General features: G+C 62.4%; 14 protein-coding genes. 12 read left to right on the top strand and 2 right to left on the bottom strand.

All coding sequences use genetic code 11. From position 1 onward, the window contains the following. The first annotated feature begins 46 nt into the window (after positions 1-46). From SINAR_RS0117210 to SINAR_RS0117235, 6 genes are all read left to right on the top strand, one after another. Positions 47-688 (top strand): SGNH/GDSL hydrolase family protein, encoded by a 642-nt coding sequence (locus SINAR_RS0117210; protein WP_028000232.1) that lies wholly within the window; start codon positions 47-49, stop codon positions 686-688. A 2-nt stretch (positions 689-690) separates the two neighbouring features. Further along, positions 691-1,272 carry a GNAT family N-acetyltransferase gene (locus SINAR_RS0117215; RefSeq protein WP_028000233.1) on the top strand — a complete coding sequence of 194 codons (582 nt, stop codon included), beginning with the start codon at positions 691-693 and terminating at the stop codon, positions 1,270-1,272. A 17-nt stretch (positions 1,273-1,289) separates the two neighbouring features. After that, entirely contained in the window at positions 1,290-2,735 is a 1,446-nt protein-coding gene (gene lpdA, locus SINAR_RS0117220) for a dihydrolipoyl dehydrogenase (RefSeq protein ID WP_028000234.1), read from the top strand. 75 nt (positions 2,736-2,810) lie between these two features. Beyond that, complete coding sequence (locus SINAR_RS0117225; protein ID WP_028000235.1) at positions 2,811-3,062, top strand: GlsB/YeaQ/YmgE family stress response membrane protein; 252 nt, start codon at positions 2,811-2,813, stop codon at positions 3,060-3,062. Between the two features lie 133 nt (positions 3,063-3,195). Further along, positions 3,196-4,164: a lipoyl synthase gene (gene lipA, locus SINAR_RS0117230; protein WP_028000236.1), complete on the top strand. Its 969-nt coding sequence runs from the start codon at positions 3,196-3,198 to the stop codon at positions 4,162-4,164. A 138-nt stretch (positions 4,165-4,302) separates the two neighbouring features. Beyond that, positions 4,303-4,752, top strand: a complete 450-nt coding sequence (locus SINAR_RS0117235; protein WP_028000237.1) for a type II toxin-antitoxin system RatA family toxin — start codon at positions 4,303-4,305, stop codon at positions 4,750-4,752. On the opposite strand, the gene SINAR_RS0117240 is transcribed toward SINAR_RS0117235, so the two are convergent. Continuing rightward, entirely contained in the window at positions 4,740-5,237 is a 498-nt protein-coding gene (locus tag SINAR_RS0117240) for a CinA family protein (protein WP_028000238.1), read from the bottom strand. The two genes, SINAR_RS0117235 and SINAR_RS0117240, sit on opposite strands and share 13 nt — an antisense overlap. Then, entirely contained in the window at positions 5,237-6,451 is a 1,215-nt protein-coding gene (locus SINAR_RS0117245) for a bifunctional 2-C-methyl-D-erythritol 4-phosphate cytidylyltransferase/2-C-methyl-D-erythritol 2,4-cyclodiphosphate synthase (RefSeq protein WP_028000239.1), read from the bottom strand. The genes SINAR_RS0117240 and SINAR_RS0117245 overlap by 1 nt, the downstream gene beginning before the upstream one ends. Before the next feature lie 148 nt (positions 6,452-6,599). On the opposite strand from SINAR_RS0117245, the gene dusB reads away from it, so the two are divergent. The 6 genes from dusB to trkA all read left to right on the top strand — a co-directional run bounded on the left by dusB (position 6,600) and on the right by trkA (position 15,498). Beyond that, complete coding sequence (gene dusB / locus SINAR_RS0117250; RefSeq protein ID WP_028000240.1) at positions 6,600-7,628, top strand: tRNA dihydrouridine synthase DusB; 1,029 nt, start codon at positions 6,600-6,602, stop codon at positions 7,626-7,628. Beyond that, a complete protein-coding gene (locus SINAR_RS0117255) occupies positions 7,625-8,773 on the top strand; it encodes a two-component system sensor histidine kinase NtrB (RefSeq protein ID WP_028000241.1) in 1,149 nt (382 codons plus the stop codon). The genes dusB and SINAR_RS0117255 overlap by 4 nt, the downstream gene beginning before the upstream one ends. Next, on the top strand, positions 8,770-10,224 hold the full coding sequence (ntrC, locus tag SINAR_RS0117260; RefSeq protein ID WP_028000242.1) for a nitrogen regulation protein NR(I): 1,455 nt from the start codon (positions 8,770-8,772) through the stop codon (positions 10,222-10,224). Before SINAR_RS0117255 ends, ntrC begins: the two co-directional genes overlap by 4 nt. A 164-nt stretch (positions 10,225-10,388) precedes the next feature. Then, on the top strand, positions 10,389-12,704 hold the full coding sequence (gene ntrY / locus SINAR_RS0117265; RefSeq protein WP_028000243.1) for a two-component system sensor histidine kinase NtrY: 2,316 nt from the start codon (positions 10,389-10,391) through the stop codon (positions 12,702-12,704). Then, on the top strand, positions 12,694-14,058 hold the full coding sequence (gene ntrX, locus SINAR_RS0117270) for a two-component system response regulator NtrX (RefSeq protein ID WP_028000244.1): 1,365 nt from the start codon (positions 12,694-12,696) through the stop codon (positions 14,056-14,058). Before ntrY ends, ntrX begins: the two co-directional genes overlap by 11 nt. 63 nt (positions 14,059-14,121) lie before the next feature. Then, on the top strand, positions 14,122-15,498 hold the full coding sequence (gene trkA, locus SINAR_RS0117275; protein ID WP_028000245.1) for a Trk system potassium transporter TrkA: 1,377 nt from the start codon (positions 14,122-14,124) through the stop codon (positions 15,496-15,498). Positions 15,499-15,505 lie beyond the last annotated feature (7 nt).

The raw sequence follows: 15,505 nt of genomic DNA on the forward strand, positions 1-15,505 counted from the left end.
ACCGGCTTTCCAGCCGGTCCTTCCCCTCTGAAAAGCGAGTAGGCAGATGAAGACAGTCCTTTGCTACGGTGACAGTCTGACCTGGGGCTACGATGCAAGCGGTTCCGGCCGGCATAGGCTGGAGGATCGTTGGCCGAGCGTGCTGCAGAAGGCGCTCGGTTCGGGCGTGCACGTCATTGCCGAAGGATTGAACGGCCGCACGACCGCCTATGACGATCATCTCGCCGATTGCGACCGCAATGGCGCGCGTGTGCTGCCGACGGTCCTGCACACGCATGCGCCGCTCGATCTCATCGTCCTCATGCTCGGCTCGAACGACATGAAGCCGGTCGTGCACGGAACCGCCTTCGGTGCGGTGAAGGGCATCGAGCGTCTCGTCAATCTGGTGCGCAGACACGACTGGCCGACGGCGGGCGAAGACCGCCCGGAGATACTCATCGTCTCGCCGCCGCCGCTCTGCGAAACCGCCAATGGTGCATTTGCAGCGATGTTCGCCGGTGGGGTCGAGCAATCGGCAATGCTGGCGCCTCTTTATCGCGATCTCGCCGACGAACTCGACTGCGGCTTTTTTGACGGCGGTTCAGTGGCCAGGACGACGCCGACCGACGGTGTCCACCTGGACGCAGAGAACACCCGGGCGATCGGCCGGGGATTGGAGCCCGTCGTGCGGATGATGCTCGGGCTCTGACGATGGCGGCTGGCGCGACCCTCAGGCCCGCGAAACGAAGCGAGGCGGCGGAACTTGCGATCCTGATCGACATCGCCTCGCACGGATTTGCCTCGTGGCTCTGGTACGGCGGCGTCCTGAGCAAATCGGCGGAAACCGCTTTCGAGCATGGCCGTAACGTACTGCGGCGGGATGCCGGGCCCGGTACGTGGCGCGACGCGGTGGTGGCCGAAATAGGAGACGAGATCGTCGGCGTGTCGGTTTCGTATGGAATCGAATCATCGATCCTTTCGATCGAGCCGAAGCATCCGGTGCTTGCGCCCTTGCTTCTCCTTCAAAAGCAGGTGGTCGGTCACTGGTTCATCGATAGCCTCGGCGTCTACGGCCATCATCGCGGCGAAGGGATCGGTCGAGCGCTGCTCGTAAATGAGTTCTCCCGCGCTGGACAAGCGCCGGTGAGCCTGATCACCGAGAGCCACAATGAAAGGGCGCAGGCACTTTACAGGATGAACGGTTTCGAGGAGGTGGCGCGCGCCGAGGCTGTGCCGCTCTTCGAAGACAGCAGAAAACACGACTGGGTGCTTTTCACCCGCAACGTCGCTTGACCAAAGGTAGGATAAACATGGCTGAGAATTACGACGTGATCGTTGTCGGTTCGGGTCCGGGCGGATATGTGACCGCCATTCGTTCGGCGCAACTGGGCTTGAAGACGGCGATCGTCGAGCGGGAACATCTGGGCGGCATCTGCCTGAATTGGGGCTGCATTCCGACCAAGGCGCTTCTTCGCTCCGCCGAAATCCTCGACCATGCCAATCATGCCAAGAACTACGGCCTGACCCTCGAAGGCAAGATCACCGCCAGCGTCAAGGATGTCGTGGCCCGCTCACGCGCCGTCTCTGCGCGGCTGAACGGCGGCGTCGCTTTTCTGATGAAGAAGAACAAGGTGGACGTGATCTGGGGCGAGGCGAAGCTCACCAAGCCCGGTGAGATTGTGGTCGGCGCTCCGTCCAAGCCCGCCGTCCAGCCGCAGAATCCGGTTCCGAAGGGCGTCAAGGGCGAGGGCACCTACACGGCAAAGCACATCATCGTCGCAACCGGCGCGCGCCCGCGCGCGCTCCCTGGCATCGAGCCCGACGGCAAGCTGATCTGGACCTATTTCGAGGCGATGAAGCCCGAGGAATTCCCTAAGTCGCTGCTGGTCATGGGCTCCGGCGCGATCGGTATCGAATTCGCGAGCTTTTACCGCTCGATGGGCGTCGACGTGACCGTCGTCGAACTGCTGCCGCAGATCATGCCGGTTGAGGATGCGGAAATCTCCGCATTCGCCCGCAAGCAGCTCGAAAAGCGCGGCCTGAAGATTATCACCGATGCCAAGGTGACCAAAGTCGAGAAGGGTGCGAACGACGTCACGGCGCATGTGGAGACGAAGGACGGCAAGGTTACGCCGATCAAGGCTGACCGGCTGATCTCTGCCGTCGGCGTTCAGGGCAACGTCGAGAACCTCGGCCTCGAGGCTCTTGGCGTCAAGACCGACCGAGGCTGCATCGTTGCCGATGGCTACGGCAGGACCAATGTCGCCGGCATCTACGCGATCGGCGACGTCGCCGGCCCGCCGATGCTGGCGCATAAGGCCGAGCATGAGGGCGTCATCTGCGTCGAGAAGATTGCCGGAGTTCCCGGTGTGCACGCACTCGACAAGGGCAAGATCCCCGGCTGCACCTATTGCGACCCGCAGGTCGCCTCCGTCGGCCTTACCGAGCAAAAGGCCAAGGAGCTTGGCCGCGAAATCCGCGTCGGCCGCTACAGCTTCGGAGCAAACGGCAAGGCGATCGCGCTCGGCGAAGACCAGGGCCTGATCAAGACCATCTTCGACAAGAAGACCGGCGAACTGCTCGGCGCGCATATGGTAGGCGCCGAAGTGACCGAACTCATTCAGGGCTTCGTCGTTGCCATGAATCTCGAGACGACCGAAGAGGAGCTGATGCACACGGTGTTCCCGCATCCGACCCTTTCCGAGATGATGAAGGAAAGCGTGCTCGACGCCTATGGCAGGGTCTTGAACGCCTGATGACGCGCGGCCGCCTGGAACTTTCGACCTCTTCACGCATTGATTGCATGGCATTCACAATGCGGGGAGGTTCTGATGAGCTTGAATGGCGTAGGTATTCTGGCGGCGATCATAATCGGCGGGCTGGCCGGTTGGCTGGCGGAGAAGTTCATGAACAGCCAGATGGGGCTGTTCGCGAACATCATCCTCGGCATTATCGGCGCCGTCGTGCTGAATTTCATTCTCGCGGCCTTGGGCATGGCATATACGGGTTGGCTCGCCTATCTCATCATCGGGTTCATCGGAGCCTGCCTGTTGATCGCGGCGGGCCGCGCCGTCCGAGGGTAGGCTATTTCCCATTCGTTTCGGGTCAGGCTGCCATGCAAATGGCGGCCTGACTTTTCATGTCCGGCTGTTTATATAAGGCGACAAGGTGCGGACGGCCCTACGGCCGACTGCCCTCCACGACGAAGGAAGACACATGGTAACGGTTTTCGATGCCGTCTCGGATCGGGCGCAGCGTGTTCGCCACCCGGAAAAGGCTCACCGGCCTGACACCGAGGTCCTGCGCAAGCCGGACTGGATACGCGTGAAGGCGCCGACCTCGAAGGGGTACCAGGAGACCCGCTCGATCGTGAAGAGCCACAAGCTCGTTACGGTCTGCGAGGAGGCCGGGTGCCCTAACATCGGCGAGTGCTGGGACAAGAAGCACGCGACCTTCATGATTATGGGCGAGATCTGCACGCGTGCCTGTGCCTTCTGCAACGTCGCGACCGGCAGGCCCAATGCCCTCGACCTGGACGAGCCCGCGAATGTCGCCAAGGCGGTGAAGCAGATGGGCCTGAGCCATGTCGTCATCACCTCCGTCGACCGCGACGACCTCGACGACGGCGGCGCCGAGCATTTCGAGAAGGTCATCTTCGCTATCCGGGAAGCGTCGCCGGAAACCACGATCGAAATCCTGACGCCCGACTTCCTGCGCAAGCCCGGCGCGCTGGAACGGGTCGTGGCCGCCAAGCCGGACGTGTTCAATCATAACCTTGAAACGGTGCCGTCCAACTATCTGACGGTCAGACCGGGGGCACGCTATTTCCATTCCATCCGGCTTCTGCAGCGCGTGAAGGAACTCGACCCGACCATGTTCACCAAGTCGGGCATCATGGTCGGCCTCGGCGAGGAGCGCAACGAAGTGCTGCAACTGATGGACGACCTGCGTACGGCGGACGTCGACTTCCTGACGATCGGACAATATCTGCAGCCGACCCGCAAGCACCACAAGGTCGAGAAATTCGTCACCCCGGAGGAATTCAAGTCTTACGAGACGGTCGCCTATACCAAGGGCTTCCTGATGGTTTCCTCAAGCCCGCTGACCCGCTCGTCCCACCACGCCGGCGACGACTTCGCCCGGCTGAAGGCGGCGCGGGAGAAGAAGCTGGCAGAGGCGGAGTAGCGGTTGCTCATCCGGCCTGCCGGCCTCCTTCTCCCCGCAAATGGGGCGAAGGAGACGTGCCGCAACGCTCCGATAAGAAGCCGGGCACAAATGCGGCGCCTCCTTGATCTTCCGGCCCTGCGGCCTTAACTCAAATCCATGCCCCATTTCGAAACCAACCACGTCGTCAAGCACTCGGCCGATCAGATGTTCGGTCTCGTCGCCGATGTCGAGCGCTATCCGGAGTTCCTGCCGCTTTGCGAAGCGTTGAGCGTGCGCTCGCGAAAGGAGCGCGACGGGAAGGTGCTGCTGCTTGCCGACATGACCGTGGGCTACAAGGCGATCCGCGAAACATTCACGACCCAGGTGCTCCTCAAGAGCGCCGAGCGGATCATCGACGTCAACTATATCGAAGGGCCGTTCAAGTATCTCGATAATGTCTGGCGCTTCGAGCCCGTGAACGAGAGCGAGTCGATCGTGCATTTCTGCATCGACTATGAATTCAAGAGCCGCCTCCTGGGCGCGCTCATGGGCTCGATGTTCGATCGTGCCTTCCGCATGTTCTCCGAAGCATTCGAAAAGCGGGCGGATGTTATCTACGGCGCGTGAGCCAATTCGGTGACCAGCTCGAGCGCCGTTCGCACTGTGGCAAGCCGCACCGCCGCCCGGCCAAGATTGCCGTAGCGCATTTCTCGATGAATGAGCGTGCCGTCGCGACCGGCAGCGGCCAGGTGGACGAGACCGACCGGCTTTTCGGCCGAGCCGCCGCCCGGGCCGGCTATGCCGGTGACGGCCACGGCGATATCGGCGGCCGAGTGCGAAACGGCCCCGCGGGCCATTTCCATTGCCGTCTCGCGCGAGACGGCTCCGCGTGTCGCGAGCGTTTCGAGGTTTACGCCCAGCATCTCGATCTTCGCTTCATTGGAATAGGTGACGAAGCCACGGTCGACGACGGAAGACGAGCCCGCGACTTCCGTCAGGACGCCGGCGATCAGTCCGCCGGTGCAGGACTCCGCCGTCGCAAGCTTGAGCCCGCGCGCGGTGAGGTCCTGAATTGTGGCGCGCGCCTTCCGCTCGATGTCAGCCGGCCACATCACGCTCCGCCCTGTGGCGCGTATACGACTGTCGCCGTGGCGATCGCCGCGATGCCTTCGTTGCGGCCGACAAAGCCAAGTTTCTCGTTGGTCGTCGCCTTGACAGAACAGCGATCGAGCGAAATGCCGAGCATCGATGCAAGATTTTCGCGCATCTTCTGACGGTGCGGGCCGACCTTCGGCGCCTCGGCGATCAGCGATATGTCGGCATTGGTAATGGTGCCGCGGCGCTCGCGGACGATCCGCGCGGCGTGTTCGAGGAAGATGCGCGATGGCGCGCCCTTCCACTGCGGGTCGGAAGGCGGGAAGTGGTCGCCGATATCGCCGGCACCGCAGGTGGCGAGCAGTGCGTCAGTCAGGGCATGCAGCGCGACATCCGCGTCGGAATGGCCGGAGAGCTTGCGGTTATGGGGAATGAAAACGCCGCAGAGCGTGACACCGTCGCCTTCGGTAAGCTGGTGTACGTCGTAGCCATTGCCGGTTCGCACATCCGGTATTGTCGTGCGCGTCAGTTTCTCGTCTGCCATCGACAGGTCCCTTCGAAGCGTCAGTTTGAAATTATCGGCGGATCCTTCCACCAGAAGGACGGGGATCCCGGCCCATTCGGCAATCGACGCGTCGTCCGTAAAATCGGTTCGGCCGCTTGCCGCCGCCTGCCGATGAGCGGAGAGGATCGCCCCGAGGCGGAAGCACTGTGGCGTCTGCGCGGCGTAAAGGCCGGTTCGCGGTACGGTTTCTGCGACATGGCCGTCGGCGGTCGCGCGCTTCAGCGTGTCGGCAACCGCAAGCGCCGGCAGGACGGCCCCGGCGCCGTCACAAAGCGCCGCCCGGCATCGATCGAGCAACAGGTGGTCGAAGAACGGGCGTACGGCGTCGTGGATCATCACCAGTTCGGCGCTTTGGGCGGCGATCGCTTCCAGGCCGGCGAGCACCGAAAGCTGGCGCGTCGCTCCGCCGTGGACCACCGTCAGATCCAGTGTCCGGGCCATCCGCTTGCGGGCCGACGCAAACAGCTCTTCGTCTTCCGGGTGGATCACCACGACGACCTGTCCCGTTCCGGGCCATGTCGCGAAAATGTCAAGCGTATGGGCGATAACCGGGCGATCGCCGATCGTCCGGTATTGTTTCGGTCCCTCGGCCGACTGACCGGCGCGCTCGCCGCGGCCGGCCGCAACGATCACGACGCCACAGGACAACTGTTCTTCGCCTTGCATCTTCTGTATGTGGTCCCGCATTCGCCAATATTCGTCGTGATGTACCGCGAAGGTCCTGCCATGGCCAGCCATGCGAGGAATTTTGTCCCGCTTGTCGAAAACGCTTGGCAAGCAGACGAACAATGTCTAAAAATAGTGCAAGATTCTAGTGTGCCTGAAAGATATGCATTTGCCCTCAACGGCTTTTTCATCCTCGCTTCTGATCGGGAATGTCGGAATTCGCAATCGCGTAGCGCTCGCGCCCATGTCCGGCGTGACGGATTTGCCTTTTCGCCGGCTTGCCTGGCGTTTCGGTGCGGGTTTCGTCGTGACCGAGATGGTGGCGAGCCGCGAGCTGGTCGGCAATGCCTCCGAGTCCTGGGCGCGGCTGAAGAATTCCGGCATCGAACCGCACGTCGTGCAACTCGCCGGGCGTGAAGCGCACTGGATGGCCGAGGCGGCGAGGATCGTCGAGGCCAATGGCGCCGATATCATCGACATCAACATGGGCTGTCCTGCGAAGAAGGTCACCGGCGGCTATTCCGGATCTGCGCTGATGCGCAATCCCGATCATGCGCTTTCGCTGATCGAAGCGACGGTAAAGGCAGCCACAGTCCCGGTCACGCTCAAGATGCGGCTTGGCTGGGATGAAAATTCGATCAATGCGCCGCTGATCGCCCGCAGGGCCGAGGACGCCGGTGTGAAGGCGATCACGATTCATGGGCGCACACGCATGCAATTCTACAACGGCAAGGCCGACTGGGATGCGATCCGGGCCGTCCGCGAGGTGGTTTCCGTCCCGCTGATTGCCAATGGCGACGTGGATTCGGTGGCGGATGTGCAGGAGATCCTGCGCCGCTCGGGTGCGGACGCCGTCATGGTCGGCCGGTCATGCCAGGGGCGGCCGTGGCATGCGGGCGTGCTGGCCGGCGCTGCTGCTCACCCGGATGCGTCGGGCATCGCCCAGATATTTGCGGAGCATTACGAAATGATGCTCGAATTCTATGGCGTGGAGGTTGGGCTTCGCACCGCCCGCAAACATGCCGGCTGGTATCTCGATCGTTTCGCGCCCGAGCTTCCCGCTTCGGAGAAGGCCGCGTTTCTGACATCGACGGACACGGATTTCGTACGCGACGGCGTGGTTGCCGCAATCGCTCGCTCCGGCGAAGCGGCGGCGAGGGAGGAGATTGCGGCATGACCGAAAAGGCAACGGCACCGATGGAGGGTGCCAACGATCTTTCCATGGCCGTGCTGAACGCGATTCAGAATCCGGTCATCCTAGTGGACGAGAAGGGCTTCGTCGCCTTTGCGAACTGGGAGGCCGAATCTTTCTTCGGAGCCAGCGCCAACCATCTTGCGCGGCACGATATCGGCGCTTTCATTCCATTCGGCAGTCCGCTCCTGACACTGATCGAGCAGGTCCGCGAGCGGCGCGCTCCGGTCAACGAGTACCGGGTCGATCTCAGTTCTCCGCGTCTTGGGGCCGACAAGCTCGTCGATCTCTATGTGGCTCCGGTTCTGTCGCAACCCGGATCGGTTGTGATCGTTTTCCAAGAGCGGTCCATGGCCGACAAGATCGACCGCCAGCTCACCCACCGCGCGGCAGCGCGGTCCGTCACCGGCCTTGCTTCGATGCTCGCCCACGAGATCAAGAACCCCCTTTCGGGTATCCGTGGTGCCGCGCAACTTCTGGAAACCTCCGTCAATGACGAAGACCGTGCGCTTACAAGGCTGATCTGTGACGAGACAGACCGCATCGTTTCGCTGGTAGACCGGATGGAGGTGTTCTCCGACGAGCGCCCGGTCGACCGCGTGCCGCTCAACATCCATGCCGTACTCGATCACGTCAAGGCGATCGCCAAGGCCGGCTTTGCCCGCAGAATCAAAATCTCCGAGCATTACGATCCCTCGCTTCCCCCGGTCTTCGCGAACCGCGACCAGCTGGTCCAGGTGTTCCTGAACCTGATCAAGAACGCGGCCGAGGCGATCGGCGACAGGTCGGATGGCGAGATTCTGCTGACGACGGCCTACCGGCCGGGCATCCGCCTCTCGGTTGCCGGTACGCGTGAAAAAATCTCGCTGCCGCTGGAATTCTGCGTTCACGACAACGGGCCGGGCGTGCCCCCCGATCTGCTGCCGCATCTGTTCGATCCGTTCATTACCACCAAGACGAACGGGTCCGGTCTCGGCCTGGCGCTCGTGGCCAAGATCATCGGCGGTCACGGCGGCATCGTCGAATGCGACAGCCAGCATAACCGCACGACCTTCCGCGTTCTGATGCCGGCGTCCAAAGGACTTGCGGCCGATGACGAAACTCCGATGACAAAAGGAACCAATGGATGACGGGTGCAACGATCCTCGTCGCGGATGACGACGCAGCCATCCGCACCGTGCTGAACCAGGCGCTCAGCCGTGCCGGATACGAAGTGCGCATCACCTCCAATGCTGCAACCCTCTGGCGCTGGATAGCCGCCGGCGACGGCGACCTGGTCGTAACCGATGTCGTGATGCCCGATGAAAACGCCTTCGATCTCCTGCCGCGGATCAAGAAGGCACGGCCGGATCTGCCGGTTCTCGTGATGAGTGCGCAAAACACCTTCATGACGGCCATCAAGGCTTCGGAGAAGGGCGCCTACGACTATCTGCCGAAGCCTTTCGATCTGACGGAACTGATCGGCATCATCGGTCGCGCGCTCGCCGAACCGAAGCGGCGGCCCTCGAAGCTCGACGACGATTCCCAGGACGGAATGCCGCTCGTCGGTCGTTCCGCCGCCATGCAGGAAATCTACCGCGTGCTCGCCCGGCTGATGCAGACCGACCTCACGCTGATGATTACCGGCGAGTCCGGTACCGGCAAGGAACTGGTTGCACGTGCATTGCACGACTATGGGAAACGAAGAAACGGCCCCTTCGTCGCCATCAACATGGCGGCGATCCCGCGCGACCTCATCGAGTCGGAACTGTTCGGCCATGAAAAGGGGGCTTTCACCGGCGCCCAGACGCGCTCCACCGGGCGCTTCGAACAAGCCGAGGGAGGAACGCTCTTCCTCGATGAAATCGGCGACATGCCGATGGACGCGCAGACGCGTCTCCTGCGCGTGCTGCAGCAGGGCGAATATACAACCGTCGGCGGGCGCACGCCGATCCGCTCGGACGTCCGCATCGTCGCCGCCACCAACAAGGACCTGAAACAATCGATCAATCAGGGCCTCTTTCGCGAGGACCTCTACTATCGTCTGAATGTCGTGCCGCTGCGTCTGCCGCCGCTGAGAGATCGCGCCGAAGACATTCCCGACCTTGTCCGGCATTTCGTCCAGCAGGCCGAAAAGGAGGGGCTCGACGTCAAGCGTTTCGATCAGGAGGCGCTGGAGCTGATGAAGGCGCATCCCTGGCCGGGCAATGTGCGCGAGCTCGAGAACCTGGTTCGCCGCCTGACGGCACTTTATCCACAGGATGTCATCACCCGGGAAATCATCGAGAACGAGCTGCGTTCGGAGATCCCGGACAGCCCGATCGAGAAGGCCGCGGCGCGCTCGGGTCCGCTGTCGATATCACAGGCGGTCGAGGAGAACATGCGGCAGTATTTCGCGAGCTTTGGCGATGCGTTACCGCCCTCCGGCCTTTACGACCGGGTACTTGCCGAAATGGAATATCCTCTGATTCTTGCGGCCTTGACGGCGACCCGCGGCAATCAGATCAAAGCGGCCGATCTCCTGGGTCTCAACCGCAATACGCTGCGCAAGAAGATCCGTGAGCTTGGTGTTTCGGTGTATCGCAGCTCGCGTACCGCTTGACTGAGATGCAACACCGTTGCATTTTCGCCACAATGCGTTGCTTGAACCGCGTTTAAGCGTCGATTCGCCGGCGCTCGGTCGCAGACCGGCGTGGCTGGAAGTTTCGTGCATCCGCAGGGGGCGCGGCGCTGCAGGTTCAATGTCTCGGTCCGGAACGCAGGGGTGTGCCGGCGTCGTCGGTACACGGGTTGGGGGTAGCACTTTTCATGGTGGATGGAATGGCCTTGCCATTGGGCACGGAGGACGGAGTCACTGCTGCCCAGGATCGGCGAGCCTCCTTCGCATTGCCGGGGCTTATGCTCGCCACCGGTGCTCTGATCTGCGCCACCTTGTCGCTGCTTGTTCTTCTCGGTCTGACCCCGATCCGGCCCGAGAGAAACATCGTGATCGCCTGCGCCGGCATCAACGGCCTCTTCGTCGTGGGCCTGATCTACCTCATCGCCCGCGAGATCTTCAGGCTGCTCAGGGCGCGCAGCAAGGGAAGAGCCGCTGCGCGCCTGCATGTGCGCATCGTCGCGCTCTTCTCGATCGTCGCGATCACGCCGGCGATCCTCGTTGCGATCTTCGCCAGCATTACCCTCGATGTCGGCCTCGACCGCTGGTTCTCGCTGCGTACGCAGGCGATCGTTCGGTCCTCTCTGAACGTCGCGCAGGCCTATGTCCTGGAGAATGCGAGTTACCTCCAGGGTCAGACGGTGTCGATGGCCAACGACCTGGAGCGCAATCGCCAGCTCTACAGCCTCGACCGGACCGGTTTCGTCGAGTTGATGACGCGGCAGGCGAGGGGACGAGGCATGCTCGGGGCATTCCTCGTGCGGGCTGACGGCAGCGCCATACTCCAGGCCAATATTTCGACCGACCGTCCTCTGCCGGCGATCCCGCAGGATGCGCTGAAAAGCACCATTGCCGGCCAACCGACGCTTATTCCTCCGGGCGTGACCAATCTGGTTGGGGCGGTCATTCCGCTCGAGAATTTTCCGGACACCTATCTCTACACCGTCCGAAACGTCGATCCGGAAGTCATGCGGTCGATGCGGCTGATGGAAGAGAACACTGCGGAATACAAGACGCTCGAGGCAGGGCGTACCTCCCTGCAGATAGCCTTCGGCGTCCTTTACATCGGCTTCGCCCTGATCGTGCTGCTGGCGGCGATCTGGACGGCCATCGCGGTGGCCGACCGCATCGTTCGGCCGATCCGGCAGCTGATCGGGGCCGCCGACAGCGTCGCGTCCGGCAATCTCGACGTCGTCGTTCCCGTACGCGCGGTCGACGGCGACGTCGGCAACCTCTCGCGCACGTTCAACAAGATGGTAAGCGAAATTCGCACGCAGCAGGATCAGATCCTGGTGGCGAAGGACGAGGTCGACCAGCGCCGCCGCTTCATCGAGGCTGTGCTTTCCGGCGTGACGGCGGCCGTCATCGGTGTCGGCAAGGATCGCCGCATCACCATCTTCAATCCGTCGTCGGAAGGCATGCTCAAGAAGGAGGCGACGGGGCTCATCGGCGCGAACCTCAGTGAAGTGGCCCCGGAAATCGAAGCGGTTCTCGTCGAGGCCGAGAGCCGCTACCGCAACGATTACCGCAAGCAGATCAATATCATGCGTGGGGGCACCGAGCGCACCTTGAACGTTCAGGTGACACGGGAGGAAGGCGACGAATCGCACGGCTCCTATGTGATCACCGTCGACGACATCACGGACCTGGTGATCGCACAGCGTTCGACCGCCTGGGCGGACGTCGCCCGCCGCATTGCGCACGAGATCAAGAATCCGCTGACGCCGATCCAGCTTTCGGCAGAGAGGCTGAAGCGTCGCTACGGCAGGCAGATCGATCAGGAAGACAGGGCCGTTTTCGACCAGTGCACGGAAACGATCGTGCGCCAGGTCGAGGACATCGGCCGGATGGTCGACGAATTCTCCGCCTTTGCGCGCATGCCGAAGCCGACGAAGGAGAAGTCCGACCTGAGGGCGATCCTGAAGGACGCCGTATTCCTGCGCGAGATGGGCAACAACCACATCAATTTCGTCCGCGACTTCGGCGACGAACCCCTCGAGGGTCAGTTCGACGGCCGCATGCTGGGTCAGGCATTCGGCAATCTCGTAAAGAACGCGGTGGAAGCGATCGAAGCCGTGCCCGCGGGGACGTCACGAGGCGCGCCGACGGTCGTCATCCGATCCCGTCGCGATGATGCCACCGGCCGTTTCGTGGTCGACGTCATCGACAACGGCAAGGGGCTTCCGACCGAGAACCGGCACCGAATTCTGGAGCCGTACATGACGATGCGGGAAAAGGGCACCGGTCTCGGCCTCGCTATCGTCAAGAAGATCATCGAAGACCACGGCGGGCAACTGGAACTGCATGACGCACCGCCGGATTTCGACGGCGGCTCCGGGGCGATGATCCGGGTGATTCTGCCGCCTGCCGGCGAGACCGGCGGCGAGGGTAATTTGAAGAATAAGGGTAATACCAATGGCGGCTGATATTCTGGTTGTGGATGACGAGGAGGATATTCGCGAGATCGTCTCGGGAATCCTGTCGGACGAAGGCCATGAAACACGGACCGCTTTCGACAGCGATAGCGCGCTCGCTGCGATCAACGACCGTGTGCCGCGCCTGATCTTCCTGGACATCTGGATGCAGGGAAGCAAGCTCGACGGCTTGGCACTGCTCGACGAGATCAAGAGCCGCCACCCCGAATTGCCGGTCGTGATGATTTCCGGTCACGGCAACATCGAAACCGCCGTCTCCGCCATCAAGCGCGGCGCCTATGACTTCATCGAGAAGCCGTTCAAGGCCGACCGGCTGATCCTGATCGCCGAGCGGGCGCTCGAAATCTCCAAGCTGAAGCGCGAAAACTCAGAGCTGAAACGGAAGTCGGGCGATCCGGTGGAACTGATCGGAACGTCAGTCGCGGTCTCCCAACTGCGGCAGATGATCGAGAAGGTTGCACCCACCAATAGCCGCATCATGATCCAGGGACCGTCGGGGTCCGGCAAGGAACTCGTCGCGCGGATGATCCATCGCAAGTCCGCGCGCGCCAACGGTCCTTTCGTGGCTCTCAATGCGGCAGCGATTACACCGGACAGAATGGAGATCGCGCTTTTCGGTACCGAGGGCACCACGGGACAGCCGCGCCGGACGGGTGCGCTCGAGGAGGCCCACGGGGGAATCCTTTACCTGGACGAGGTCGGCGAAATGCCGCGCGAAACGCAGAACAAGATTCTGCGCGTTCTCGTCGATCAGCAGTTCGAGCGTGTAGGCGGCTCCAAGCGCGTCAAGGTCGATGTCCGCGTCATCTCCTCGACCGCCTACAATCTCGAGAACATGATCACCGAGGGCCTATTCCGCGAGGACCTGTATCACCGGCTCGCCGTGATTCCGGTGCGTGTTCCCGCTCTTGCGGAGCGGCGCGAGGATATCCCGTTCCTGGTCGACATGTTCATGCGGCAGGTAAGCGAACAGGCCGGCATCCGCCCCCGCAAGATCGGCGAGGATGCGCTCGCGGTGCTGCAGGCGCATGATTGGCCCGGCAATATCCGCCAGCTGCGCAACAACATCGAGCGCCTGATGATTCTTGCGCGCAGCGACGGTCCCGATACGCCGATCACCGCCGACATGCTGCCGAACGAGGTGGGAGACACCTTGCCGAAGGTCTCGGCGCAAAGCGATCAGCACATCATGACCTTACCGTTGCGCGAGGCCCGCGAGATGTTCGAGCGCGATTACCTGATCGCCCAGATCAATCGCTTCGGTGGCAACATCTCGCGTACCGCCGAATTCGTCGGCATGGAGCGCTCCGCCCTGCATCGCAAGCTGAAGTCGCTGGGCGTTTGATTAAGGGGGCGTTCGCCCCGTCGAGAGCCAAAGGCAGAACCGTCCCAGACGTAAGGAATAGCAATGAAGGTGATCATATGCGGGGCAGGGCAGGTCGGCTACGGCATCGCCGAGCGGCTGTCGCGCGAGAATAACGACGTTTCGGTGATCGATACGTCCGCCGCGCTGATCGCCTATATAACCGAGACGCTGGACGTGCGCGGTTACGTCGGCCATGGGGCGCATCCGGACGTGCTGGCGAAGGCGGGCGCCGATCAGGCCGACATGATCATCGCGGTAACGCTGTATGACGAGGTCAATATCGTTGCTTGCGAAGTGGCGCATGCGATCTTCAACGTGCCGACCAAGGTTGCCCGCATCCGGGCCCAGAGTTATCTCGCGCCAGAATACTCCGACCTCTTTTCGCGCGAAAACGTTCCGATCGACGTGACGATCTCCCCGGAAATCGAGGTAGGGCGGCTCGTGCTTCGCCGCATTTCGTTTCCGGGCGCCACCGACGTGGTGCGCTTCGCGGAGGATCGGATCGCGATGGTTGCGATCGAATGCATGGAAGATTGCCCCGTCGTCGACACGCCGCTGCAGCAACTCAGCGAACTCTTCCCGGATCTGCTGGCGACCGTTACGGGCATCTTCCGGGACGGCAAGCTGATCGTTCCGCATTCCTCCGACCAGTTGAAGACCGGCGATCTCGCCTATGTCGTCTGCGACCGCGACCATGCCCGCCGCACGCTAGCCCTCTTCGGCCATGAAGAACAGGAGGCGCGGCGGATCATCATTCTGGGCGCCGGCAACATCGGCTATTTCGTCGCCCGCACGATCGAGGAGCAGCAGCCGCGCATGCGGGTGAAGCTTATCGAAAACGATCGTGATCGCGCCGTGCTCGTTGCCGACAAGCTCAACAGCACAGTGGTCCTCCACGGCTCGGCCATGGACCAGCGGATCCTGGCGCAAGCGGATGTCCAGGAGGCGGATCTCGTCGTTGCGCTGACCAACAACGATCAGATCAACATCCTCGGGAGCATGCTTGCCAGGAGGCTGGGTGCGAAGTCGACCCTCGTGCTGATCAACGAGCCGGCCTATCAGGATTTTGCCGGTGCCGCCGGCGTCGACGCCTATATCAATCCGCGCGCGGTAACCATCTCGCGCGTGCTGCAGCACGTTCGAAAGGGACGAATCCGTTCGGTCTACGCGGTGCAGAACGGTATGGCGGAGGTGATCGAGGCCGAGGCGCTTGAAACCTCCCCGCTGGTCGGCAAGGCGTTGCGCGAGCTCGAATTGCCGGAAGGAATCCGCATCGGCGCACTCTATCGCGACAAGGCCTATGTTCGCCCCGACGGTGATACGCGGATCAAGGCGAAGGACCGCGTGGTCCTGCTGGCGGCCGCCGAGACCGTCCGCGATGTCGAGCAGCTCTTCCGCGTCAGCATTCAATATTTCTGAGGGCCTC

This window comes from Sinorhizobium arboris LMG 14919 (genome assembly GCF_000427465.1).
Taxonomy (GTDB): Bacteria; Pseudomonadota; Alphaproteobacteria; order Rhizobiales; family Rhizobiaceae; genus Sinorhizobium; species Sinorhizobium arboris.

Bases quoted from the DNA above. Each gene is read 5' to 3' on its own strand.
- SINAR_RS0117210 (WP_028000232.1), top strand. From the start codon at position 47: ATGAAGACAGTCCTTTGCTACGGTGACAGTCTGACCTGGGGCTACGAT.
- SINAR_RS0117215 (WP_028000233.1), top strand. From the start codon at position 691: ATGGCGGCTGGCGCGACCCTCAGGCCCGCGAAACGAAGCGAGGCGGCG.
- lpdA (WP_028000234.1), top strand. From the start codon at position 1,290: ATGGCTGAGAATTACGACGTGATCGTTGTCGGTTCGGGTCCGGGCGGA.
- SINAR_RS0117225 (WP_028000235.1), top strand. From the start codon at position 2,811: ATGAGCTTGAATGGCGTAGGTATTCTGGCGGCGATCATAATCGGCGGG.
- lipA (WP_028000236.1), top strand. From the start codon at position 3,196: ATGGTAACGGTTTTCGATGCCGTCTCGGATCGGGCGCAGCGTGTTCGC.
- SINAR_RS0117235 (WP_028000237.1), top strand. From the start codon at position 4,303: ATGCCCCATTTCGAAACCAACCACGTCGTCAAGCACTCGGCCGATCAG.
- SINAR_RS0117240 (WP_028000238.1), bottom strand. From the start codon at position 5,237: ATGTGGCCGGCTGACATCGAGCGGAAGGCGCGCGCCACAATTCAGGAC.
- SINAR_RS0117245 (WP_028000239.1), bottom strand. From the start codon at position 6,451: ATGCAAGGCGAAGAACAGTTGTCCTGTGGCGTCGTGATCGTTGCGGCC.
- SINAR_RS0117255 (WP_028000241.1), top strand. From the start codon at position 7,625: ATGACCGAAAAGGCAACGGCACCGATGGAGGGTGCCAACGATCTTTCC.
- ntrC (WP_028000242.1), top strand. From the start codon at position 8,770: ATGACGGGTGCAACGATCCTCGTCGCGGATGACGACGCAGCCATCCGC.
- ntrX (WP_028000244.1), top strand. From the start codon at position 12,694: ATGGCGGCTGATATTCTGGTTGTGGATGACGAGGAGGATATTCGCGAG.
- trkA (WP_028000245.1), top strand. From the start codon at position 14,122: ATGAAGGTGATCATATGCGGGGCAGGGCAGGTCGGCTACGGCATCGCC.